Raw genomic sequence first — 25,038 nt, 5'->3', positions numbered from 1 at the left:
TATTATGAGTTATCCATTATCAAAATTTCACTTCTCTGTAGATTGGGGAGGAACAAAAATAGGTTTTACTGAAGTTTCAGGATTAGATGTTGAAACCGAAGTTATAGAGTATCGCCAAGGTGCTAGCCCAGAATATTCTAAAATAAAAATGCCAGGCATGCAAAAATTTTCAAATATTACTTTAAAAAGAGGCACTTTTAAAAGTGATAATGAATACTACAACTGGTGGAATACTGTAAAATTAAACACAATAGAAAGAAGAGATATCACTATTAAATTGTTAAATGAAGAACATGAACCAGTAGTGATTTGGAAAGTTAAAAATGCATGGCCAACAAAAATTCAATCTACCGATTTAAAAGCAGATGGTAATGAAGTAGCCATTGAATCTATGGAGCTAGTACATGAAGGGCTTTCTATTCAAAATGATTAATCATGGCTAAAACGTTAAGTAAAACGACTGAGTATTATCCACCAGTTGGTTTTCACTTTTCTGTAAAATTCGAAGGTCTGGGAACAGATGATAAAGATCACCAATTTCAATCCGTTTCGGGATTATCAGTAGATATTGAAACTGAAGAAATAGCAGAAGGAGGTGAAAATAGATTTAAGTATAAGTTACCTGTAAAAACTAAGTTTCCCAATTTGGTTTTGAAAAGAGGCTTATTAATCGATTCGAAAGTCATTAATTGGTGCAAAGATGCTTTTGAAAATTTTGAATTTAAACCCGTAAATCTAATAGTTACTTTATTAAACAATGAGCACAAACCGTTACAATACTGGAAAGTAATACATGCTTACCCTGTAAAATGGGCGGTAGAAGATTTTAATGCACAAGAAAGTAAACTAGTGGTGGAAAGTTTTGAACTAACGTATAATTATTTCATTTTAAACAGAAACGAATAATGCCAATAGAAATTAAAGAGTTACACATTAAAATTAATGTTAACGAAAGCAGTACAACCAGTTCAAAAGGAGATTCAAAAAGTAAAGATACAGATCTTGTAGGCGAATGTGTAGATCAAGTAATGAAAGTTATTGAACGTAAAAAAGAGCGATAATTATGGGTGCTGGAGAATTAAAAAAACTAAAAGTGGTAGCTTATAGTGATCCAGAATTTAGTAGTAAAGTAGCCGATGGAGAATTTGATACTTTAATGAATCCTGAGAAATACACTTTTCATTATAAAATTGAACAAGATGAACAACAAGCTGCAGGAACAAGTACAGTTTCTCCACGTTTTAAAAAGACATTACCAGAAAATTTAGAATTAGAATTTGTTTTCGATAGAACAGGTGTTATAGAAGGAAAAGAAGCCTTAGAAAGTGGTATTATTGATGATATTGAAAAGTTTAAAAAAGTAATTTTAGATTACAACGGAGAGGAGCATAAACCAAATTATTTAGTGATTTCATGGGGAAGTTTACTATTTAAAGGTTCGCTTACCGAAATGGATATCGAGTTTAAACTTTTTAAACCAGATGGCACCCCTATTAGAGCTGTGGCAAAAGCAAAATTCACAGGTTTTGTGGAAGATGATTTAAGAGCCGCTAGAGAAAATAATAAATCTCCCGATTTAACACATATAAGAATCGTAAAGGAAGGAGATACTTTGCCTTTACTATCGTATAAAATTTATGGAGATGCTAAATATTACTTAGAAGTAGCCAAAGCGAATAATATTATCAATTTCAGAAAATTAAAAACAGGACAGGAAATTTTTTTTCCACCTCTACAAAAGCAATCTTAAATGAATAATAGTGGCGTCATACAAACCAGTCAAAGTGCAGATTTAGTAACGCATAAAATTTTAATTGAAGGGGAAGAATTATCCAAAACCTATCAAGTAAAAAGTATTGTGGTACACAATGAAGTGAATCGAATTCCGATGGCTCAACTAGTTATTATTGATGGAGAAGCGGCTACTAGAGATTTTAAATTAAGCAATGAAGAATTATTAATTCCGGGTAAAAAAATAGAAATAAGTGCCGGATATCATTCTGATGAAGAAACGATTTATAAAGGAATTGTAATTAAGCATACCATTAAAATTAAAGAGGGTAATTCGTGTTTAATAATTGAATGTAAGGATGAAGCGGTAAAATTAACTATAGGTCGTAAGAGTAAGTATTTTTATGAAGTAAAAGATAGTGAGGTTTTTGAAGAAATTATAGGAGCTTATAGTCTTGAAAACGAAGTGGAAGCAACCAATTTTTCTCACAAAGAAATTATACAATATAATACTTCAGATTGGGATTTTATAGTTACCAGAGCACAAGCTAATGGCAAGCTTTGTTTTGTTGAAAATGGTAAAATCACCATAAAAAAACCAGATGTAAGTTCCGAATCGGTAGAAACCATCACTTTTGGAGCGACTATGTTAGATTTTGATGCCGAAATAGACGCAAGAAATCAGTTTGCTAAAGTGTCATCGTATAGTTGGAATTATACCAATCAAGAATTAGTAGAAATCGAAGCTTCAGATCCAAGTATTACCTTGAATGGAAATTTAGGTACTTCTGATCTTGCGAATACTATTGAATTAGAAAATTTAGAATTACGACATGGTGGTGCGGTTTCAGAAGTTTCTTTACAAGATTGGGCGGATGCCAAATTATTATTTCAGCAATTAGCTAAAGTGAGAGGGAGAGTTAAATTTCAAGGGATTCCTTCAGTTAAACCCAATACCATTATCACTTTAGAAGGAGTGGGAGATCGTTTCAATGGAAAGGCTTATGTAACGGGTGTTTTTCATGAAATTACAGAAGGTAATTGGACAGTAGATGCACAATTTGGTTTTAATCCTGAATGGTTTTCTGAAACCTATGATATTCATACACCCGCTGCAGCTGGGGTTATTCCAGCTATAAAAGGATTACATATTGGAATAGTAACACAACTACAGGATGATCCTGATGGAGAAGATCGCATACTAGTAAAAATTCCTATTATCAATAGTGAAGAGCAAGGTATTTGGTGTAGAGTTGCTTCTTTAGATGCAGGAGAAAATAGAGGCGCATTTTTTAGACCTGAAATAGAAGATGAGGTGATTATAGGCTTTATCAATGAAGATCCTAATAATGCAGTTGTCTTAGGAATGCTAAATAGTAGTGGAAAACCAGCACCTATTGTGGCTAGCGATGATAATAACGAAAAAGGTTTTATTACAAGAAGTGAAATGAAACTCTTATTTGACGATGACAAGAAAGTAGTTTCCATTACTACTCCTGCAGGAAAAAAGATTGCTTTAGATGAAGATGCAGGAACAATTGTTATTGAAGACGAGAATGCGAATGTTATTACAATGGATAGCAATGGCATAAAAATGGAAAGTGCAGGCAAAATAGAATTATTAGCTACAGGAGATGTAACCATTGAAGGAGCTAATGTTAATCTTACTGCAACAACACAACTAAAAGCTGAAGGAAGTGGAGGCATCGAATTGTCTTCAAGTGCGACAGCCGTTTTAAAGGGAAGTATAGTACAAATAAATTAATAAATGGGAGCACCAGCAGCTAGAATAACAGATATGCACGTTTGTCCAATGGTTACTGGAACCGTACCTCATGTAGGCGGACCTATCATGCCAGCAGGAGAAGCTACTGTTTTAATAGGAGGTTTACCGGCAGCGCGCGTAGGCGATATGGCTACCTGTACAGGACCACCAGATACGATTGCTGCTGGATCTGGAACCGTTTTAATAGGAGGAAAACCAGCTGCAAGAATGGGAGATTCAATGGCACATGGAGGTACAATTGTAGCTGGATTACCTACAGTTTTAATAGGATAAACTATGGAAAACAGAAAAGCATTTTTAGGAACAGGATGGAGTTTTCCTCCAGAATTTAAAAAGACTACTCGAGCAGTTGTAATGATTTCAGATGAAGAGGATATTAAAAGCAGTTTGGAAGTTTTATTATCTACTAAAATTGGGGAGCGAATTATGCAACCTAAATATGGTTGTAATATGGACGAATTGTTATTTGGTTCTTTAGATCTTACGCTAAAAACGTATGTGTCTGAATTAATTAGAACAGCTATTCTCTACCATGAACCAAGAATTGATGTGGAAAAAATCGATATTACACAAGGTGATGATTTAAAAGGAGAATTATTAGTCATTATTGACTATAAAATTAGAGCTACTAATTCTAGAATTAATATGGTGTATCCTTTCTATAAAGCAGAAGGAACCGACTTATAAAAACTTAAAAAATGAGTACGAATTGTAATACTATTGTAAGCGTTTTATCAAAAAATGGCACAGACCAAAAACAACGTTATATAGCAGCTTTACAGCCAAATAATATTCAATTGTTAGATTTCGATGTTTCGGATTGGATTTTGTTTGCTTACAATTTTGCTTCCCATGTTAATTATTTTGAAACCAATAATCCATCGCAAAGTATAGACGATTGGACTTCTTTTTTTAATTCATTTCAATTAGATGATAAAAATCCTTCATTTACAAAAAGTTTTGAATTACAACGAATTAAAGAATCTTTAAAAACTTTATTGGAAGACTATAAAAAAGAAGGAGCACTTACGCCTCATTTAACTCTTTTTGTAACCTTCTTATTATTATTGGAACAAAGTAAAAAAAGATTTAATGCGTTAACTAAAAGGCATTTAGATTTTTATTATAAAGATATCCTTCAAATTGAAAAATTACCCGCAAAACCAGATAAAGTGTATTTGCTATTTGAATTAGCTAAAAATGCTAGCCAACAAAAAATAGACGAAGGAACTAGCTTTGACGGTGGTAAAGATGCCAATGGTAAAATCAGAATTTATAAATCTACAGATGAGTTAATTGCAAACAAAACAACAGTTAGTCTTCTGAAAAACATTTATCACGATAAAGAAAATAAAAAGATAGTAATAAGTCCTATTGCTAATTCTTTGGATGGAATAGGCGGACAGTTTCCCGCTGAGAATAATCAATACTGGCCTTTTGGGCACACAGACATATCATTTCCTGAATTACCAAGCGCAACTTTAGGGTTTGCCATTGCTGCTCCTATTTTAGTGTTAAAAGAAGGGAAACGAAGTATCGAATTTGTATTTACTTTTAAAAATAATATTACAAACACAACTATAAATCAAGTAATTAATAACACCACTATTTATTTAACAACTCAAAAAGGTTGGTTTCAAGTGCCTACGATATTATCGACTGTGGCCGTAAAAACGGGTACTTCTTTTGTAACTTCTGTTCAGAATAAAATCTTAAAAATTGCTTTTCAATTAGACGAAAATGTAGACGCTATTACAAATTATGATGCTAAAATTTTTGGTGAAGGATTTAATGATGCACTTCCTTTGGCAAAATTTATAATAAACACAGCTACTACTGAAGGTTATGAATTGTATCGTTCTTTGGCATCAAATATTTTAAAAGAAATTACAATTAATGTGGATGTACAAAACATAAAAAATGTAATTCTTGAAAATGATAATAGTACTATTAATGCTTTAAAACCTTTTTTTCCTTTTACAACAATTCCATTAGCAGGTTCTAATTTTTATGTAAAATATGAAGAGGCTTTAGGTAAACAATGGAAAAACATAGATTTTAGTATTACTTGGAAAAACACACCCACTAGTTTCTCAGAACATTATAAAGGGTATAAACAAAATTCTATACCATCGATTAGTACAAATGATTATGTGTTAAACTTGTTAGACAATACAAATAAATTTAAAACCGAAGGAGCAATTGTAACTAGCGATGCGTATTTTAAATATGATTTAGATATTTTATCTAATAATATTTGGACTGAACTGGCAAATAAAGCCGATCAAACGTTGTTTACTAAAAATGGAAGTGTATTTAAAACAGATGTAAGTTTATCAAATTCTAATTATCAAACTGCTAAAAATGGTAAAATTAGATTGGTATCTAAGCAATCATTCCTACATAATTTATACCCCAAATTTTATGCCTTAGCATTGGCAAGTAGAAATGCAAATGTTGTAATACCTAATGAACCTTACACACCTTTAGCAGAAAATGTTACATTTAATTATAGTGCATCCGAAACTAGTTTTTTTGAAAAGCAAGTATCTCAATCTTTAGAAGAAACCTATCTTAAAAACGATGCTTTTTTATATCATATTCATCCTTTTGGTTACTCTGAAGAACATCCTTATTTAAAATCAAGTTTAGATTTTGTTAGCGATAAAAACATTAGTCTTTTACCAATTTATTGTGCGGGCGGTGAGTTGTTTATAGGTTTAGAAAACACTAAAGCATTAGAACAAGTTACCTTATTATTTCAGGTTTTAGAAGGAAGTGAAAATCCTTTAACACCTTCTTTTACTAGAAATCAAAAGATTGAATGGTCGATATTAGGCAATAATGAATGGAAAAAATTAGATTATACAGAAATCCTTTTAAATGAAACAGACAATCTTTTACGATCAGGTATTTTAAAATTTAATTTGCCAAAAGAAGCAACACAAGACAATACGGTTTTACCTAAGAATTATGTTTGGCTTAAAGGTAAAATGCATAAAAAATTTGATGCGGTTTGTAAATTAATTGGAATTCATGCTCAAGTAGTTCTCGCTGTGTTTGAAAATAATAGCAATGAATTAGCCCATTTAGAAACAGGTTTAGAAGCTGAAAGTATTTCTAAACTAACACAACGAGTAAGTATGGTAAAATCGATACAACAACCCTACAATAGTTTCGATTATAGAACAGAAGAATCAAATGAAGATTATTACAGAAGAGTTAGTGAACGATTAAGACATAAAAATAGAGCTATAACGATGTGGGATTATGAGCATATAATTTTACAGGAATTCCCAGAATTATATAAAGTAAAATGCCTTAATCATACATCAGAAAATTCTTTTCAAGCACCAGGAAATGTTACACTTGTTGTTGTACCCGATACGGTTAATAAAAATGTGTTTGATATTTATCAACCAAGAGTAAGTACAGCCACCTTAAATAAGGTGCAAAATCATATTGCTCAGTTGAATACAATGCATACAAATACTTTTGTTATCAACCCTAATTATGAGGTAGTTACAGTAAGTTTGGCTGTCAAATTTAAGACTGGATTTGATGTTAATTTTTATACCAAAGAATTAGGAAAAGACATTACTAAATTTTTGTCACCTTGGGCATATGATAAAACCATTCCAATCACTTTTGGGGTAAGTGTTCATATTAGTGTCTTGATCGATTATTTAGAAAAACTGGGTTATGTAGATTATTTAGAGAATGTAAGATTGATAAAAAATGGAGGAAGTCCGCAAAAAATGGTGACTCCTTCTAATCCAAAATCGATTTTAGTTTCTGCCAAAGAAGAGGAACATCTTATTTCTACAAACATTAAAGGCTGTAAAACAATAACTATAGAAGAAAACGAAACATGTCAGTTGTAACTAAAAATAACAGTATTCCTAAAAATGTAAGCTCAAACGACGATTTAAGCTTTGATTTTTTACGTAAAAAAGGAATAGAATATATAGAATCGTTTGGAACAACGTTTTGGACAGATTACAATACACATGATCCTGGAATTACTATTTTAGAAGTTTTATGTTATGCTATTACCGATTTAGGTATGCGAATAAATCTCCCAATTGAAGATTTATTAAGTAATTCAACCAATAATACAATTGAAAATCAGTTCTTTAAAGCTTCTGAAATATTGCCAAATAAAGCGGTAACAGCATTTGATTATCGAAAAATAGTATTGGATATTAATCCTTTATTAATTAAAAATTGTTGGTTACAAAAACACAGCAAAACAATATATATCAACTGTAAAGAAGCCAAAATTTCGTATCATAAAGAAGATTTTGAAGGTGTTTCAGAGGATTTTATAAAAGAAACGACTATTAAAGGACTATATACCTTTTTAGTAGACATTGATGAAGAAGATGAAAGTGTAAAGTCAACAATAAAACAACAAATTCTTGAAAAATTTCATACCAACAGAAATCTTTGTGAAGATATTGCTGAAATCAAAGAAGTAGAAATACAGCCAATAGCTGTTTGTACACAAATAGAAATCGATCCAGAAGCAGATGAAGAATATGTACAGGCACTTATTGTTTTAGCTCTGGAGAATTATTTATCTCCTTCAATAACATTCTATTCTCTCTCACAAATGATTGAAAAAGGCTACACTAGCGATGTTATTTTTGAAGGACCTTTGTTAGATAATGGATTTATAGATACGGCTGAATTAGCGAATTCTTCTTTACGAACAGATGTGCGTCTTTCCGATATTATGCAAATTATTATGAATATTGATGGCGTTAAACTCATTAAAGATATTTCGATTAATTATTGTAATCAAATTGATGAAAATGTTAAAGAATGGGTTTTATGTATTGATGAAGGTAAAAAGCCACAATTGTGTCATAAAAGCACTTTTAGTTTTACCAAAGGAGTTTTACCTGTCAATGTTAATAAAGCCAAAGTAACTCAGTATATAAACGAACTGAAAAAAGACATCGTTTTAAAACAAAAAGAAGCTACAAAAGATAAGGAGTTGACAATTCCAAAAGGAAGAATAACCGAAACTAATTTTTATACTAGTATTACTAATGATTTTCCAGAAACTTATGGTATTGGAGCAATTGGACTTTCAGATGTAGCTACACCGCAAAGAAAAGCGAAAGCCAAACAATTAAAAGGTTATTTACTGTTTTTTGATCAAATTTTAGCAAGCTATTTTAAACATTTAAGTAATGTAAAGCAGTTACTTTCAATAAATAACCCTTTAACTAAAACTTATTTTACCCAAGTGGTTTCTGATATAGAAGGTTTTGAAGAATTAGTTTCTGATTATGATGCCGATTCCGATGTGCTTTCAGAAACACTTTTTGGTCATTTAGACGATGCAGTAAAAAGAAACAATAACTTAAAAGATCATCTTATTGCCCGATTTGCAGAGCGTTTTTCGGAATATGCTTTTCTAATGAAATCTTTGTATGGAAGTGTTTCAGATGAGATTGTACTAAGAAATAAAGCTGATTTTTTAAATAGTTATAATGCAACAAGTAGTCATAGAGGTTGCGGTTTCAACTATTATAAGCAACCTGTAAGCCATCTTTGGAATACTTTTAATGTAACAGGTCTAGAAAATAGGATTGCTGGACTTCTTGGAATTAAAGGAGATAGTAATCCATTAACAGGAAAAAGAGGGATTAAAAGAAAAAATATTTCTAATTTATTCATTCAAATTTATGACCCTACACCACTAACACCAGCGGATAATTTTAGATGGCGTATAAAAAATGCATCCAATCAAATTATACTTTCTGCCACAGATGATTATGCCACAGAAACAGAAGCAGCAAATGAAATGTATTTTGCCATTTTAAAAATATTGGAAACCAGTGAAACAGAAATTAAAGAAGGGTTTACTTCAAATTTCACACATAAAGTCATTCATACATTTGAAATTCATCAGGCAGAAAGTGGAAAGTTTTCCTTTCACATTATTAACCCTGAAATAGAAACGGTAAGTGATCCAGATAGAATTATAGCCAAACAATATAAATTTTATGATACGCTTGAAGAAGTAAAAACAGCTATTCTTGAGTTGATTACTTTCTTTAAAGAAGAATTTACTGAAGAAGGAATTTTTTTAGTAGAACATATTTTATTGCTTCCAAAAGACGATGAAATGACAACCCAAAATCATTTTATGCCTATATGTATCGATGATTGTAATGAAACATGTTGCATTCCTGATCCTTATTCTTTTAAAATAAGTGTGGTGTTACCAGGCTACACATATCGATTTTCTAATATCGATTTTAGAAATTATGCGGAAGATGTAATAAGACAGGAAATTCCTGCTCATATTCTTGGGAAAATATGCTGGATAGGATACCGAAAAAATCATATCAATACCATTGATAATGATCTACTCGATTTTGAAAGAGATTTTAAAAACTTTCTAATTGATAAGAGCAAAAATAAACAAGACGCTTTACCCGATTTTGTGCATTCATTAAGCAAGTTGAATTCCATTTTTCCTACAGGAACATTATTCAATTGCGAAGATGAAAATGAAGATTTAACAGGTAAAGTAATTTTAGGAAAAACAAATTTAGGAACAATATAAAACAATTAAGGTCATGGCAACTAAACTAGATAATATAACAGGACAATATCATAGTTATGTGGAAGATCAAGTATTAACACATTATCAATTAAACGAAACAATTGACTATTTTACTGATCAAGATCGTTTGAGTAGGGTGTTTTTAACAGGAACAGGTATTGCTTGTGGTTTTGTAATTTCGATTACCAATACTAATGATGCTATAACCATTACACAAGGAACAGGAATAACTACGGACGGAGATTTAATAAAACTTCAAAAAAAAGCTACAGGAGATGTATCTTTAACTACCAAACAAAAACTGGTTAGTGTTGATTTTAGTAATATTATTTATAAATCTTATAAACCATTTACAGAAGATAAAGGAAATTATGAGTATTTTAAAAATAGTCCCACCACGCTTGTTCCTTTATTTGAATTGCTTCCCGAAAAGCCAAGTGGCTCTACATTAGAAGCAGGAGAACAATTATTAACTGCATTTCCTGATTTAGCAAATATTAGAGATTATGTAGTAATTCTATATTTAGAAAGTTATCCTAAAGAAGCGTCTTTATGCAGTCAAATAGATTGCTCAAATCAAGGAGGAGAAGAAGTTTTTAATTTAAGAGTACTTATTACAACTCAAGCTAACGCAGATATTATTCAATCTAAAGATAGTTTATATATAAAATATGATTTTTTTAATGAGTACGAAGCCCTGCCAGAATTAGCGGTTAAAAAAGTGGTGCCAACATATTCTAGCATCCAATCTGCACTTCAAATTAAGCAACTTTTTAATACGGTTGTAAGTGATGCTGCATTTAAAACGAGTCTAAAAAATGGTATTACTACAATACTTTCTAATTTAGGTTTTAGTACACAAGCTACAACTATTAATAATCGAATTACCAATCTTTTTGATATTATACCCACTGCTATTCCAAGTGATATTCATTATCGTTATGATCTTTTAAAAGATATTTTGGCAACCTATAAAGAATTGAAGGATTTATTTATTCAACAAATTGCCGAATGTAATCCTTCCATCAGTTCTTTTCCAAAACATCTTTTGTTAGGAAAAGTTGTCGATATTCAAATGTATAAAATGTATCGTCATCAGTTTTATAAAGCTCCTATATTAGACGATCAAAATAGAAAATTTAGAAATTTTCAAACTTTAATTCAAAGATTAATAGAAATAACAGGAAAATTTGGAATTGCCCCTGCTTCTAATCAAGTAAAAATTATTCCCTCTAAAAGTACTGGAAAACTTGGGCATAAATCAATTCCTTACTATTATAATATTGATAATTTATTTATAAATTCTTGGGATTTTGATAGAAGTAATATTTTTATTTCTAAGGCTAATTTTAGTTATCATACAACTAATTTATTATCGAATGATTTTATTCAATTTCCACTTCAATATACATTAGAAAATCATGATTTTTATAGAATTGAAGGCTATTTGAATGATGATATAGATGAGGTTAATAACACACTTACAAATCAAAGAGCATTACATGGATTAGATTTTGATTTTCAAATCTTAGATGTTGTTGAAAATAAGGACGAATTAAAAACTCTTTTGAAAAATAATCCATCATTTGAACATAAAGCTGGAGTTCAAAAGGGAGGTACGTTATTATTGTTAAAAGAAGGAGATGAGTTCATAACTGATTTTGCTGTAGATTATAAAATTGCTGAGGAAGATAGTTTGGATTGCTGTACAATTGTTGCATGTATGTATCCTTGGATAAGTTCTTTAAAATACATCAATAACTTGGCAAGAAGTCTTAAAGGTACACCTAGTAAAGTAAAAGCGATGCCCACTCATTATGTTTTAAATATTAGAAGATATAGTATTAATGGGATTAGTTTAATTAATAAACCTGTTATATTAAGAATACCATTAAACGAAGATATTTTTCTAAGAAGATTGCATGTTGTAATGGAACGAATCAATCAAAGATTCCCTTCCGGATTAGTATTTGATTTCATAGAAGAACAAAAAAAACTAAAAATTACCCGATTAGAAAAGGACAATTTTGTTTTTGAAGTACAGGACATTACATTAAGTAATACAAGTCCGGTTTATACTTTAACGGATCGCGGTATAACTAGAAATAACAGAAAATATCTAGCTAAAGAGATCAGTTGTTCAATTGTAAACGCATATAACGAGGATATTTACAAAAAACTACAAAGTAATTATGCTCCGATTAATAAAGATGATGATGATTTTGGAAGATTTGATGAAGATTGGAGAAAATGGGAAATATTAAGAAGAAAATTAATAGATCATGCAGTAACATCTCCATTTAGAAGATTTATTACAGAAATGCGACATTTTAATAATATCCCAACGAATATGCCAAATGTTTCTGTGGGTCAGGAACTACAACAAATAGCAAATGCAATTCGCAATGCAAGTACAAACTTTACAAATTTAGAAATAACAATAGGAGGTGATTGGACTAATGGAAATTGGGTAAATAGTACCATGTTAGATCATTATGCGCAACATCAAAATGACACAAATGATGATGTAGCTTTATTTGTTCGATTAAGAAAAAAATTGCACAATGAAAATGGTGTGAGTAAGTATATTATTCATATTAATAATTCTAGCAATATGAACTTAGATGCTTTGATACCTATTTTCAATCGTTATGCTAATAAAGCAGAATTTTATTTGCAAAAACCAACAAATGGACTGTTTATACCAATCAGCTAGCTTAATTAATAGAAATAAAAAAGCTTCAGACCTAATAAAGCTAGCTGATCTGAAGCTCGATGGGGGGAAGGAAATGAGTAAATCGAAATCGAAAACTAAAGTGAAAATACACTCAAGATAACAACAACAAAATAAACAGAACACAAAACCCAGTATTCCTCGAAAGGCTGATTCAAATATACAAAAAAAAACATACAAACCAAATAAAATGAATAAAAATAAACATATAATCGAAAAAGTTTTTTTAGAAATAGACACAAACTCTATGAAAGTGGCTAATAGACTAAAAAATAATGCGACTATGTTTGTCGAAAATGAATTATTAGCCTTAATAGAACAGGAATTAAATCGGCTTTCAGTGCCTGATGAGGTTGTTTTACAAATAGATAATTTAACATTAACGATTTCAAATAATACTATTGATTCAAAAACTATTTCCAACTTTACTTTAAACAATGAAACTTATAAAGGAGAGATAGAAAATCAGATTCGACAAAAGATTGAAGCTATTCTACAACAAACTAAAAAGAAAGATTTTTTTAAATCCAAAGACGAAACTAAAGGATTCATCCCTACATCTATTTTATCCCTTTCCGATAAAAAAAGCAATACCTTATTATATTTTTTGCAAAATGGAAAATTACCTTGGTGGTGTTTTCATGAAGTTCAAAATAAATTAAAAAAGACAGCTTTTTTTGATGAAGAAAATATCCAAGAAATAATAAAAAACAAAGATTTTATAACTCCATTTAAAGCAATTCTCATTCAAAAAAAGGTACAACAAAGGCTTATTTATCAATTTACTAATGAACAAATTATTTTATTGATAAGCGTTTTTAATAACTCAAAAACTATTGATTATAAGAAAGTTATTAATAAAAGTGAGTTATTAATAAAAATGTTTACTCATGCCAATTTCACTGTGAAAAAATCTTTATGGGAAGCCTTATTCTCTTATTTTACTTTACAAAAGTTAGATAACCTTATCTCTTTTTATATTACAAATGAAGCATTATTTAAAAGTAAAAAAGAGTCTTTCTTAACTTACATAAAAGAACTGGAAAAAATAATTTCTTTTTCCCCTTCAGAAAGAATGACTTTATTGAAAGCTGCCAATGAAATTAATCCATTGGAAGAAGAAGATTTAATAAGCGAACAAGAAGGAAAGAAATCTCAAAAAGAAGATAATTTAATTAATAAAATAGAATACTCATTAGAGGAAGCATATGAAGAAGAAAATAGTTATATCCAAAATGCTGGTTTAATCTTGTTACACCCTTTTTTCAAAGATTTTTTCAAAAATTGCCAGCTTCTAGACGAAAATAATAAGGCAATAACAAATAAAGAACTAGCTGTACATCTGTTACATTATTTGGCCACAGAACAAGAAAATGACTATGAATATAATATGTTATTTGAAAAGTTTTTATGCGGTTTGCCAATGGATTTTCCAATAAAACGAGAAGTAGCTATTCCTTTACAGATTAAAGAAGAAGCAGAAAAAATGCTAGCGGCCGTTTTAAATCACTGGACAGCTTTAAAGAGTTCCTCTATAGCTATATTAAGAAATGAATTCTTGCAAAGAGAAGGAAAAATAGATTTTCAAGATAGTAATCCCAAGATTTTTATCGAAAGAAAAACACAAGATATATTATTAGAACGCCTCCCTTGGAATATAAGTATTATAAAAATTCCTTGGTTGGAAAAATTAATTTACACCGAATGGTAAAAACAAGAAAGTATGAGATCATTTGAAAAAAGAAAAAGAGAAGGACATGCTTCAGCTACTTTTTTTGATCCAAAAATTCAAAAAAAGATAAAAACAGGAACACCAGGAGATAAATTTGAGGTTGAAGCAGATCAAGTAGCGAGTAAAGTGGTAGCCCATTCTACTAAAAGTGGTGGTATGCTTCAAGCTAAAGAAGAAGAGGTGCAACAAAAGCCTATTTCTGATGCTATTTCGCAAGTACAAAAGAAAGACATGAAAGAAGAGGAGCCTATTCAAAAAAAGGAAGAAGAAAAAGTACAAAAAAAAGAAGGGGAAGAAGAAACGGTTCAAAAGAAAGAGGAAGAACAAGAGGTTCAAAAAAAGACAGACGAGAAAGAAGAAACGGTTCAAAAAAAAAGTAGTAGTGTTCAGCCAAGTACACAAACCAAACTAAAAAACACGAAAGGGGGAGGATATGCCATGAACAAGTCTGTTTTAATGGAAATGAATGCTGCTTTTCAAGCCGATTTTAGTGAAGTGAGAATTCATACAGATACTGATGCTATCGCACTTTGTCAGGAAATGGGTGCTTTGGCATTTACAAACGGTAAGGATATTTATTTTAATAAAGGAAAATACAACCCAACATCAAAATCGGGAAAAGAACTTTTAGCACATGAATTAACACATACTATTCAACAAGGAGCTGTATCAAAAAATAATATATAAACTCACCATTTATGAGTGCTTTTTCAACAAAAAGTAATGCAAAACCCAAAAATACTACTTTTAGTACAAAGAGTAGTAATGAGACTTTTTTTGGGGTTCAAGCAAAACTTGCAATTGGAAAATCAAATGATAAATATGAGGTAGAAGCAGATAGAACAGCCGATAAAATTGTTGAAAAAAGCCAAAATCAAAACACAAAGAATAAACAGGAGAGTTTTTTTACCCCTTCTCCTTTAGTTCAGAAAAAAGAAACGAACGGAATTCAAAAATTAGAAGAAAATCAGCAAGAAATTCAACAAAAACCACTTGTTGATGTTATTTCTCCTGTAGTACAATTAGAAAAAGAAGAAACGCTTCAAAATAAATTAGATAAACCAAAAAATGAAGAAACAAAAACAAGCGAAATTTTTGCCTCTTCAAAACCACTTATTCAAAATAAACCTGAAGAAGAAGTTCAGAAAAAAACAGAACAGACAACTGAAATAACGCCTAAAAATGAAACAGAATCTTCAATAACAGAGATTCAATCAAAAAAAGAAATACCACAGCAAAAAGTAGAAACTAGTAAAATTGAAAATGCTTCAACTCCAAAACTTCCAATTGTTTCAAAACCAATAATTCAATCAAAACCTGAAGAAGAAGTACAACAAAAAAAAGAAGAAGAGTCTCAAACTACAGAAGAAGAGAGTAGTTTGCAAATGAGCGCATCAGGTGATACAAATACAAATAATATTACAGACGTAGAAACGGGTATAAATACTAGTAAAGGTTGCGGTTCTCCATTGCCTCAAAATACAAAAAGGGAAATGGAATCAGGATTTGGAGCCGATTTTAGTAACGTTAGAATTCATAACGATGCGAATGCGACTAAAATGAATCAGCAACTAGGTTCACAAGCATTTGCAACTGGGAATAATATTTATTTTAATGAAGGTAAATATAATCCATCATCTACCAATGGAAAACATTTGTTGGCTCACGAATTAACACATACAATCCAACAAGGTGCTTCAGTAAGAATGAAACCAGAAATTTCTGATGCACCCGAAATGATTCAAGGTTCCTTTTTAGATTATGTGCCAGATTGGATTATTAATCAAGCGAGACATATTCCAGGTTATACGCTATTTACTGTAATTATTGCCTATGATCCTCTGAGACAAGTTGATGTGGAAAGAACTCCTATCAATCTTATTGAAGGATTAATGGGATTGATTCCTTTTGGCACGGCTATTTTTGATAAGTTACAAGAGTATGGTATTTTACAACAGGTTTTCGATTGGGTAGAAGGAAAATTAAGTGAAGTGGGATTAACCATAGATAGTATTTTAGATTTAGTTGAAGAAGTTTGGGATGAAGTTTCTTTCCCTTATACAGATATAATAGATTTAATTACTGAAAAATTTGAAGATTTAGTCGATCGAATTACTTCTTTTGTAAGTGCAACTGTAGATCAAGTAATTACATGGATTAAAGAAGCTTTAATAGATGTTGCTGAACCTTTATTAGAAGAAAATAAAGCATGGTCATTAATTAAAAAAATAATTAAATATGATCCTTTACGAGACGAAGAGGTAAATGCAACCACTGTTGAAATACTAGAAGATTTCCTAATTCTAATAGACAAGCAGACCGAGTTGGATCAGATGAAGGAAAAAGGCACACTTCAAGAAACTGCCGATTGGCTCGATACACAAGTGGGTGCTTTTACTTCTTTATTAGGAGAACTGAGAGGATTAATTAACATGGCTTGGGATGCAATCCAACCTGCAAATCTTGTAAATATTTCTGAAAATCTGACCCATCTAGTAACGCAAGCAGGTGGGTTTTTACAAAGGGTTTGGGATTTTGCTTCAGGAGTTGCTTTAAAAGTATTAGAACTGGTTAAAGGATCACTATTAAGTTGGCTTTCTGAACAAGCAGCAGGTGTTAGAGGCTATTCTTTGGTTAAAGTTATTATAGGAAAAGATCCTTTTACTCAAGAAGTTGTTCCTAGAACAGTGCCAAATCTAATTCGAGGTTTTATGAGTCTGATGGATGGTGGTGAAGAACAATATGCCCAAATGGAACAATCTGGTGCTATAGCTAGAATAGTAGGAGAAATAGAAGCTGCTGTTGCTACACTGAATATGACCCCAGCTTCAATTATCCAATTATTTACAGATATTTGGGATTCTATGACTATTGATGATCTTATCCATCCAATTGATGCTTTCCTACGAATTATTGAAAAATTCGGAGAACCTATAGGAAGATTAATTGCTTTTATGGCTGAAATAATTAGAATAGTAATTGTTGCTATTTTAGAAATCATGAATTTCCCTTTTGATCTTATTGGCAATATCATTACTAGAGCTTTTGAAGCAATTGAAGATATTAAGAAGGATCCAATAGGTTTCTTGAAGAATATACTAAGAGCATTAAAACAAGGATTTGTACAATTCTTTGATCATATAGTAACCCATTTAATTGGAGGTGTTACAGGTTGGTTAATGAGTGAATTAAGAGATGCAGGAATTCCAGAACTTACTGATTTTTCGTTACAAGGAGTAATTAGTTGGGTATTAGATGTCCTAGGTATTTCAATGGAGAAGATTTGGGAAAAACTAGCAGAGCATCCAAGAATTGGTCCTGAAAGAGTGGCACGAATTAGAGGAATGATAAATACACTAGAAGGAATATGGACATTTATAAAAGATGTCCAAGAAAGAGGTATGGCTGCGGTTTGGGATAAAATACAAGAACAATTAAGTAATTTATGGAATACGGTTTTAGATGCAGTTAAAAATTTTGTCATGGAACGTATTGTTAATAGAATTACAGCCAGATTGATTAGTATGTTAGATCCAACAGGCATCATGGCAGTTATTAATGGTGCGATGGCCTTTTTTAATGCGATCCAAAGCTTTATTAAGTATTTGCGAGAAATGCTAGATGTAGTCAATTCTTTTGTAAATGGAGTAGCCGATTTAGCTAGAGGTAATGTTACTACTGCTGCAGATTATTTAGAAAGAACTATGGGGCAAGCGATGCCTGTGGTTATTGGTTTCTTGGCAAACCAAGTGGGATTGTCTGGCATTGGAGCTAGAATAGCAGAAATCATTGGAGCAGTTAGAGAAATGATAGATCAAGCATTAACTTGGTTAGTGAATCAAGCGGTTGATAGAGGAATGGCGTTGTTAGATAGAATTATGGGTAGAGGAGAGCCTGAATCGGCAACGGCTTCTGGACCAATTGCTGGAGCTTTAGCTGAAATTGATTCGGAAAGTGAAAAAGAAAAAGATGAAGGAGAAATTACGGCTGATGAAGCTCAAGCAATTAAAAACAAAGTAAATACCGATCATGCTTCAGTTATAAATATTTCTTCTGTCACTGATGGAGGTGAGACTTGGGATTATAATTATGTCCAAATGTCTACGAAAAGTATTCCTAAGACTCCACCAACAGCTTTAACTGGTCCATTGTTAACTGCAGGACAGGCTATCAGGCTCCACAATGGAATAAAAATAATTAGTGCAGATTTTCAGAGATACGATATTGTACAAGGGACAAAAATGGTATTTGCAAGAGGTACTGATGGTGTTGTATATGGTAAAAGAGAAGATACATACGTTGCTAAAAGTGGAATTACTTCCAGTTTTAGAGGATGGACAGATGCAGCTGGGCCGTATGTTATAACATATTATCCAATTTCTGGAGGTAAAGCAATGGGGGTAAACGCAAAAATGGAAGGAAGTCCTACAGCAAATAATGGGTCTAGAGCTACTCCTATTGGTTTTATTTCAGGAACTCATGAGAGAGGACATCTTTTAGGTGCTCAATTTGGTGGTGAAGGATCTAGAAGAAACATTGTACCATTATTTCCGCAAGCAAACGATCCAGGCATGAAAGCATATGAAACTTTAGTCAGAAATGCTATAGACAATGGTGAAGCTGTCGATTATACTGTTGTACCAAATTATACTGGTACCAATCCTGTACCTACAAGTATTACAATAACAGCTACAGGGAACATGGGACTTTCTATTGGAGTAACAGTTTTAAATGTTTAAAATAAAAGAGTATGAATGAGTTTGAAAAATTGAAAGCAAAAATCGAGTTATTTGGTTTGTTAGTGGAGCATAAAAATAACAAAGAAAAATGGGAATCTTTTGAAAAAAACAACAAGATAAATCTTCCATTAGATTATAAAAAATATATTGACTATTATGGTACGGGCTGTTTGGCTGAATTAATTTGGATTCTTAATCCATTTTCAAATAAATCAAGATTTAATATATTACATTTTTTAGAAGAAAAGAGAAAAGCTTTCATAGTTTTCGAAGATATAACTGAAAAAAAATATCCACATAAACTCTTTTCTGAAGGGACGGGAATAATGCCTTTTGCATTCACTGATAATGGCGATACATTATATTGGAAAATAAATAAAAACAAACAAAAACATTACAATATTTTAATATTTGATAGTCGCCAACTATTAATTGAAGAATATAATATGTCTTTTTCTGAATTCTTACTCAACATTTTAAATAAATCAATTGAATCAAAAATTATTAATTTAGGAGATATCAAAGGTTGTACTTTTAATCCACTTTCCTTTCAATCGTCTAAATAAAATAATTAATTATCAAAAAATGACCCTATTCTCACAAAAATCAAAATCACCGCAAACACCGCAAAAAAGCAGTGAGGATTTCTTTGGTGTTCAAGCAAAGTTGAGTATAGGTAAGTCAAATGATAAATATGAGGCTGAAGCAGATAGAGTTGCTGATCAAGTAGTTACAAATAAACAAAATAATAATAAAGCTGACAATTTTTTTGCTCCTGCTCCAATTATTCAAAAGAAACCCCTTTCTGAAATACAAAAGCAAGAAGAAAACAACGAAACTATTCAAACCAAAGAAGGGAATGAAAAACCCACTCCTGCATTAGAATCGAAACTAAAAAGTAGCCAGCATGGTGGTTCAACGCTATCTAATATCACTAAAAAAGAAATGGAATCTGGATTTGGTACCGATTTTAGTAACGTAAAAATCCACACCGATGCTACAGCTGTTCAGATGAATCAAGAATTAGGGTCACAAGCTTTTGCTAATGGAAATAATATTTATTTTAATGAAGGAAAATATAACCCTAATTCACAAGAAGGAAAACATCTTTTAGCACATGAATTAACCCATACGGTACAACAAGGTGCTAGCAAACCAGCTATTCAAAAACAAGACGAGGAAACTACATCTTCTCCTGAAACAGAAACAAATAACTCAACACTTGAAACAACAACTAACAATGAAACTCCTGATGTCGAAAATGATACTACAAATACCAGTTCGCAACCAGAGGATCAAAATTCTGATGCTGGAGATTTAAGTAATAATTCTGATAGTACAATTGTAAATCAAACCAACTTAGATACAAACAATTCGTCTAATCAGACTACTAATCAGAGTGTTAATGCAAGTAGTTCAACCTCTGTTTCAAATACGGAAAATACTGAGGTTAATCAATCAACTACTCCAGAAATGATTAGTGAAGATAATCAATCAACTGCAAATGATACATCAATTGTTGAAACTTCAGCTACTGATACAACTTCGACAAATACTGTTACTACTGAAGGTGGAGGTGGTTTTGAAACATATCAGCAATTTTTAGCCTATGTAGATGAGAAAAAGCAGGCTTCAATAGAATATTTCAAAAATAAAAAGAAAGAGCTTACAGACGGAATTAATGAGGAAAAAAGAAAAAATAAAGAAACAATTACTAACGAAATAACTAGACTAAAAGAGACTAAAAGAGTTGCTTTAGAAAAAATTAATACTTCTTATGATTTATCAAAGAATGCAATTACATTAAAAAGAGATACCGAAATTCAAAATGCTAAAGACTTAGCTGTTTCCGAATTATTGAGAGTTGATGAGGTAATAGTTACAAAAACAGATCTTATTACTAAAGTTGCAGAAGATAAAGCACAAAATGTAATTACTACAGGTAATGATCAATCAACAGAAGCCTTAAAAGTAACATCTCAAAATATTAAAAATGTGGATGCAATTATTTTGCAAAAGCAGGGTCAATACCGAGGAAGGGATAATGTAAATGATATTATTGAAGCAGCTTGGGAAAGTAAGCCTGAAACAGTGTCAAAAATTCAAGAGTCTGGAGATATTATTTCTTCAGAGATTATTAGTCATTCCGAAAAATTAGCTCAAAACTATAGAGACGATGCTTCAAATATAGCTTCAAATTTTGGAGATAAAAAGCAAGAAGCAATTGATGCCATAAATCAAAAACGTGACGAAACAATTACAGCTGTATCTGATTCGGCAAAAGAAGCACTTACTGCATTGGATCAAGAGACTAAGAATTTAAAAACAGAATTAGAAACCAATGTAAGTTCACAGATTATTATACTTGAAACTTTACCTACAAAATCAGATACAGAATTAAATGATGTTTTAAGAATAGTTCTCGAAAAAGTAAATCAAAGCGAAACTACAACTTTACAGGAAATTGATCAATTCAAGAATGATATTGGTGAAATTTATTGGTATAATGAAGAAGTAGCTGAAGCTCAAACAGATTTAGGTAAAGCTATAGATGAACACCATAAAGATGTGGATGTATATATAAAAGATGTTATAAAGAAAGTAACAGATATATCTACTCAATTTAAAGATGATTTTGTTGCTACTCAAAACAATATTAATACTGCTTTGGCTGAGACTGCTAATGGGTATGATACGTCTGTTACTAAGCTAAAAACAGATACTGTAAAAACAATTGATGATACAGCTAAAGAATCTTCAACCCAAACAAAAACAGTAGCAGATTCTCTTGATGCAGGTTTGCAAGAAAAAATTGACGAAAGTGAAACCAAATGGAATAGTCAATTGACTACCGATATTGCAAATATGCGTGAGACGGTTAGTAATGGATTACTTCAGCAAACAGAAATTTTAAGTCAATTTACATCTAATCTTGATGAGGAATTTAATCGTGACCGTTCTTGGTGGGATGATGTAACTGATTTTATCTCTGGAATGGCGAGAGGATTTGTAGAAGGCTTTACTAGTTTATTGTCTGCATTATGGGACGCTATGGGAACGCTTATTTTTTGGATAATCATTTTAGTGGTGGTTTTAGTTATTCTGTTTTTGGTTTTTGTAGTTGGAGTTGCATTTGCAGTTATATTAAAGGTACTGCTTGTTATAGGAATAGTAGTAGGTGTTTTAGCTGCTATTTATTTTATTTACAAAGCAATCACTACAGAGGGATTATCTCCTTATGAAAGAGGAAGATTATTTGGTAGAGCGTTATTTGAAATTGCTTTTGCTCTTATTGGTACTGGGGTATATGCAAGATTAATGGGCTGGATACCTCGTATAGGTAGAATAGCAGAGATTGTAGCAAGAGTAGGTAGCTGGTCAAGATTCATAAGAATTGTAGCAAGAGTAAAAAATGTAAGGGCATTTGTAGCGCTTATAGATAGTATAGCGAATCTTGAAAAATTATTGCAAGTGATGGATAAAATTCAAGATGTTGAAGCACTAATCAAATTGTTAAGTTCTGCTGATGATTTAGAAAGAATAATTAATGTGTTATTAGCCGTTGAAAAGGCAGATGATTTACTCAAAATTTTAGTTAATGCTTCAGATATTGGTAAAATTTTAACAATTATTGAAAGAGGCATTCAGATTGGTAAAGTAGAAAATTTAATAGGAATTCTTACTAAAACTAGACAACTAGCAAAATTGATATTGGTTCTTGAAAGCTCTGGCGATGATTTTGCAAGAGTTGTAGATTTATTAGTTGGCGCACAAGCAAATCTTGATAAGATGGTAATCGCTATGGAGCGAGTGGGTGCAGCAAATTTAGGAAGATTGATTGGTTTACTTGAAATATCAAATGATACAGCAGCATTACTAAGAATTACGACAAAAGCAACCGATTTTGCAACTATGTTACGAATTGTAGAAGAAGCTACAGATGTTAATAAGATTGTTGCTTTGTTTGATAAAGTAACTGAGTTAGATGATTTAGTGAAAGTTTTTGATGCTTTTGCAGATACTGATCGATTGTTATCATTGTTTGCAAATGTAACTGATGCAAATAAACTTGTTACGATATTGAGTAGTAGTACTAAGTTAGATAAATTAGTTCCGTTCTTAGAAGGATTAGCAGATATAAATGCAGCTTTACCAAAATTAGAAGCATTAGGTACAGAGCTTGATGATTTTGTAAAACTTTTAGACGAAGCGGGTATGACAATACCCAAACTGGAAAAAATATTATTTTATCAAAATTTAACTGTAGCTAAATTTAAGGATCTATTAACAAAGGCAGGCGGAGTAGTTGATGATTTGATATTAGTTTTAGATGAAATTCAAGACATTGATAAATTATTAAGATATATCAATCATTTTGGTGATTTTGCTAAAGTGAAAAGAATTGTAGATAGAGCAATAACTGCAGGTTTATCTAAAGCAGCCTCGGGATCAACATTTATTTTTGATTTTATGGAAGCTTGTCTCAGAAATAACTTTACTAAGGTTGATAAAATAATTCAATTTTTTGACAAAGTATCTTCAAGTTCTACAGCTGGAATGACCAAATGGTATGACGGTTTAAGATATGGAGAATATCTGGCAAGAGAGTGTTTAGGTGCAGGTAATTTAAATGTTCCAGCAAGAAGTGTAGCAGGAACAGGTCAAGTTGGACAAAAGGTATTTACAATTGCTGATGGAACAACAGTTACTGTGACAATTGAAAATGCTGATATTGCTCATATTGCTAGTGGACATACATGGAAACATTTCTTTGTAAACTCTTTTGCTGCTATAGAATCTAGAGTAAGTATGTTTGATCTAGGCACAACTATAACTGACTTAGAGAACTTGGCTAGATCTATTTTGAACTCAACTGATCTTGAAAATTTAATACTTACTTTGAATAGAGGTGACGTTCAAAAAGGAACAATAGTAGCGGGTCATCAAGTTTGGGTTAGTCTTGACTCAGTAAGAGGGGTCTTATCTTTTTATACGCAAGGAAGTTTAGGTATTCAAATTGAAGGAAAAATTATGAAAGGAGCAGTATCTTTATGGCAAAGTTTGTAGATTAATGGAGTAATTTTTAAGTTTACTTTCCAGTTTTAATAATAAAACAGAAATTTTAAATCTTATAATAAATAAGCAATGATGACATTTTATATATATAATTACGAAGATGAAGATAATGATGATTTCTTGCCTAAAAGTGCTATGAAAATTAGTGATTTTTTAAGTAATCCTCCCAGTTGGAAGCCTAGATTGGATAAAGTTATTTTAGTATTTGATAATTTACCTTTTATACTAAATGAAGATTTTAATAGTTTTGGATTATTAAATCATATTTTACCTCAATTAGAGGAATTAATAGTTAGATTAACGGATGGTAAATTTGGACTATTAAGGACATGCACTCAGAGTGAGGCACTCTTTTTTATTTTTAAACCAAAGTTAGATACGATTCTTTTCTCTTCTTTAGGGGTTTTGCCACTGCCTTTTAATACTTATTTTCCATTAAAAAATTCTCCCAATTATTTTAAAGATATTGATCAACAAAAAGAATTATATGAATTTATAAAAGCTAATAATTTGGGAAATTGGAAAGAAACCTTAATAGGACATATTTCAGAAATTGAAGATATTGAATATAAAGCAAAAGATTTAATTAAGTCTATAAATGAGCAAATAAAATTGAGTAATCAATTAATGGATTTTTTAAAATTAAATTAAATA

General features: G+C 31.2%; 16 protein-coding genes. All 16 read left to right on the top strand.

The window, feature by feature from the left end; genetic code table 11:
• Nucleotides 1–4 precede the first annotated feature (4 nt).
• The 16 genes from HALO113_RS08235 (at nt 5) to HALO113_RS08160 (ending at nt 25,035) form a co-directional block, all read left to right on the top strand.
• Nucleotides 5–433, top strand: a complete 429-nt coding sequence (locus tag HALO113_RS08235; RefSeq protein ID WP_159778569.1) for a phage tail protein — start codon at nt 5–7, stop codon at nt 431–433.
• A gap of 2 nt (nt 434–435) precedes the next feature.
• Nucleotides 436–906, top strand: a complete 471-nt coding sequence (locus HALO113_RS08230) for a phage tail protein (protein ID WP_159778568.1) — start codon at nt 436–438, stop codon at nt 904–906.
• The gene (locus HALO113_RS08225; protein WP_201297589.1) at nt 906–1,061 is read left to right on the top strand and encodes a DUF5908 family protein; all 156 of its coding nucleotides are present in this window, start codon (nt 906–908) and stop codon (nt 1,059–1,061) included. The genes HALO113_RS08230 and HALO113_RS08225 overlap by 1 nt, the downstream gene beginning before the upstream one ends.
• A gap of 2 nt (nt 1,062–1,063) precedes the next feature.
• On the top strand, nt 1,064–1,750 hold the full coding sequence (locus tag HALO113_RS08220; protein WP_159778567.1) for a LysM peptidoglycan-binding domain-containing protein: 687 nt from the start codon (nt 1,064–1,066) through the stop codon (nt 1,748–1,750).
• The gene (gene vgrG, locus HALO113_RS08215) at nt 1,751–3,496 is read left to right on the top strand and encodes a type VI secretion system tip protein VgrG (RefSeq protein WP_159778566.1); all 1,746 of its coding nucleotides are present in this window, start codon (nt 1,751–1,753) and stop codon (nt 3,494–3,496) included. It begins immediately after the preceding gene.
• A 3-nt stretch (nt 3,497–3,499) separates the two neighbouring features.
• Entirely contained in the window at nt 3,500–3,790 is a 291-nt protein-coding gene (locus HALO113_RS08210) for a PAAR domain-containing protein (RefSeq protein ID WP_159778565.1), read from the top strand.
• A gap of 3 nt (nt 3,791–3,793) precedes the next feature.
• Entirely contained in the window at nt 3,794–4,204 is a 411-nt protein-coding gene (locus HALO113_RS08205; protein ID WP_159778564.1) for a GPW/gp25 family protein, read from the top strand.
• Nucleotides 4,205–4,215: 11 nt separating this feature from the next.
• Nucleotides 4,216–7,401, top strand: a complete 3,186-nt coding sequence (locus tag HALO113_RS08200) for a baseplate J/gp47 family protein (RefSeq protein WP_159778563.1) — start codon at nt 4,216–4,218, stop codon at nt 7,399–7,401.
• Complete coding sequence (locus tag HALO113_RS08195; RefSeq protein WP_236554623.1) at nt 7,389–10,103, top strand: hypothetical protein; 2,715 nt, start codon at nt 7,389–7,391, stop codon at nt 10,101–10,103. The genes HALO113_RS08200 and HALO113_RS08195 overlap by 13 nt, the downstream gene beginning before the upstream one ends.
• A 13-nt stretch (nt 10,104–10,116) precedes the next feature.
• A complete protein-coding gene (locus HALO113_RS08190) occupies nt 10,117–12,819 on the top strand; it encodes a hypothetical protein (protein WP_159778562.1) in 2,703 nt (900 codons plus the stop codon).
• Between the two features lie 208 nt (nt 12,820–13,027).
• Nucleotides 13,028–14,548, top strand: coding sequence for a contractile injection system tape measure protein (locus HALO113_RS08185; protein WP_159778561.1), 1,521 nt, complete (start codon nt 13,028–13,030; stop codon nt 14,546–14,548).
• Nucleotides 14,549–14,560: 12 nt separating this feature from the next.
• Complete coding sequence (locus tag HALO113_RS08180) at nt 14,561–15,256, top strand: DUF4157 domain-containing protein (RefSeq protein WP_159778560.1); 696 nt, start codon at nt 14,561–14,563, stop codon at nt 15,254–15,256.
• An 11-nt stretch (nt 15,257–15,267) separates the two neighbouring features.
• Nucleotides 15,268–19,308 carry a DUF4157 domain-containing protein gene (locus tag HALO113_RS08175; RefSeq protein ID WP_159778559.1) on the top strand — a complete coding sequence of 1,347 codons (4,041 nt, stop codon included), beginning with the start codon at nt 15,268–15,270 and terminating at the stop codon, nt 19,306–19,308.
• Between the two features lie 11 nt (nt 19,309–19,319).
• Nucleotides 19,320–19,874, top strand: a complete 555-nt coding sequence (locus HALO113_RS08170; RefSeq protein WP_159778558.1) for an SMI1/KNR4 family protein — start codon at nt 19,320–19,322, stop codon at nt 19,872–19,874.
• 19 nt (nt 19,875–19,893) lie between these two features.
• Nucleotides 19,894–24,375: a DUF4157 domain-containing protein gene (locus HALO113_RS08165; RefSeq protein WP_159778557.1), complete on the top strand. Its 4,482-nt coding sequence runs from the start codon at nt 19,894–19,896 to the stop codon at nt 24,373–24,375.
• Between the two features lie 78 nt (nt 24,376–24,453).
• A complete protein-coding gene (locus HALO113_RS08160) occupies nt 24,454–25,035 on the top strand; it encodes a hypothetical protein (protein ID WP_159778556.1) in 582 nt (193 codons plus the stop codon).
• Nucleotides 25,036–25,038: the final 3 nt, after the last annotated feature.

Source organism: Flavobacterium sp. 9AF, assembly GCF_902506265.1.
Lineage (GTDB): Bacteria > Bacteroidota > Bacteroidia > Flavobacteriales > Flavobacteriaceae > Flavobacterium.
This window is presented reverse-complemented; position numbering and strand designations above follow the sequence as displayed.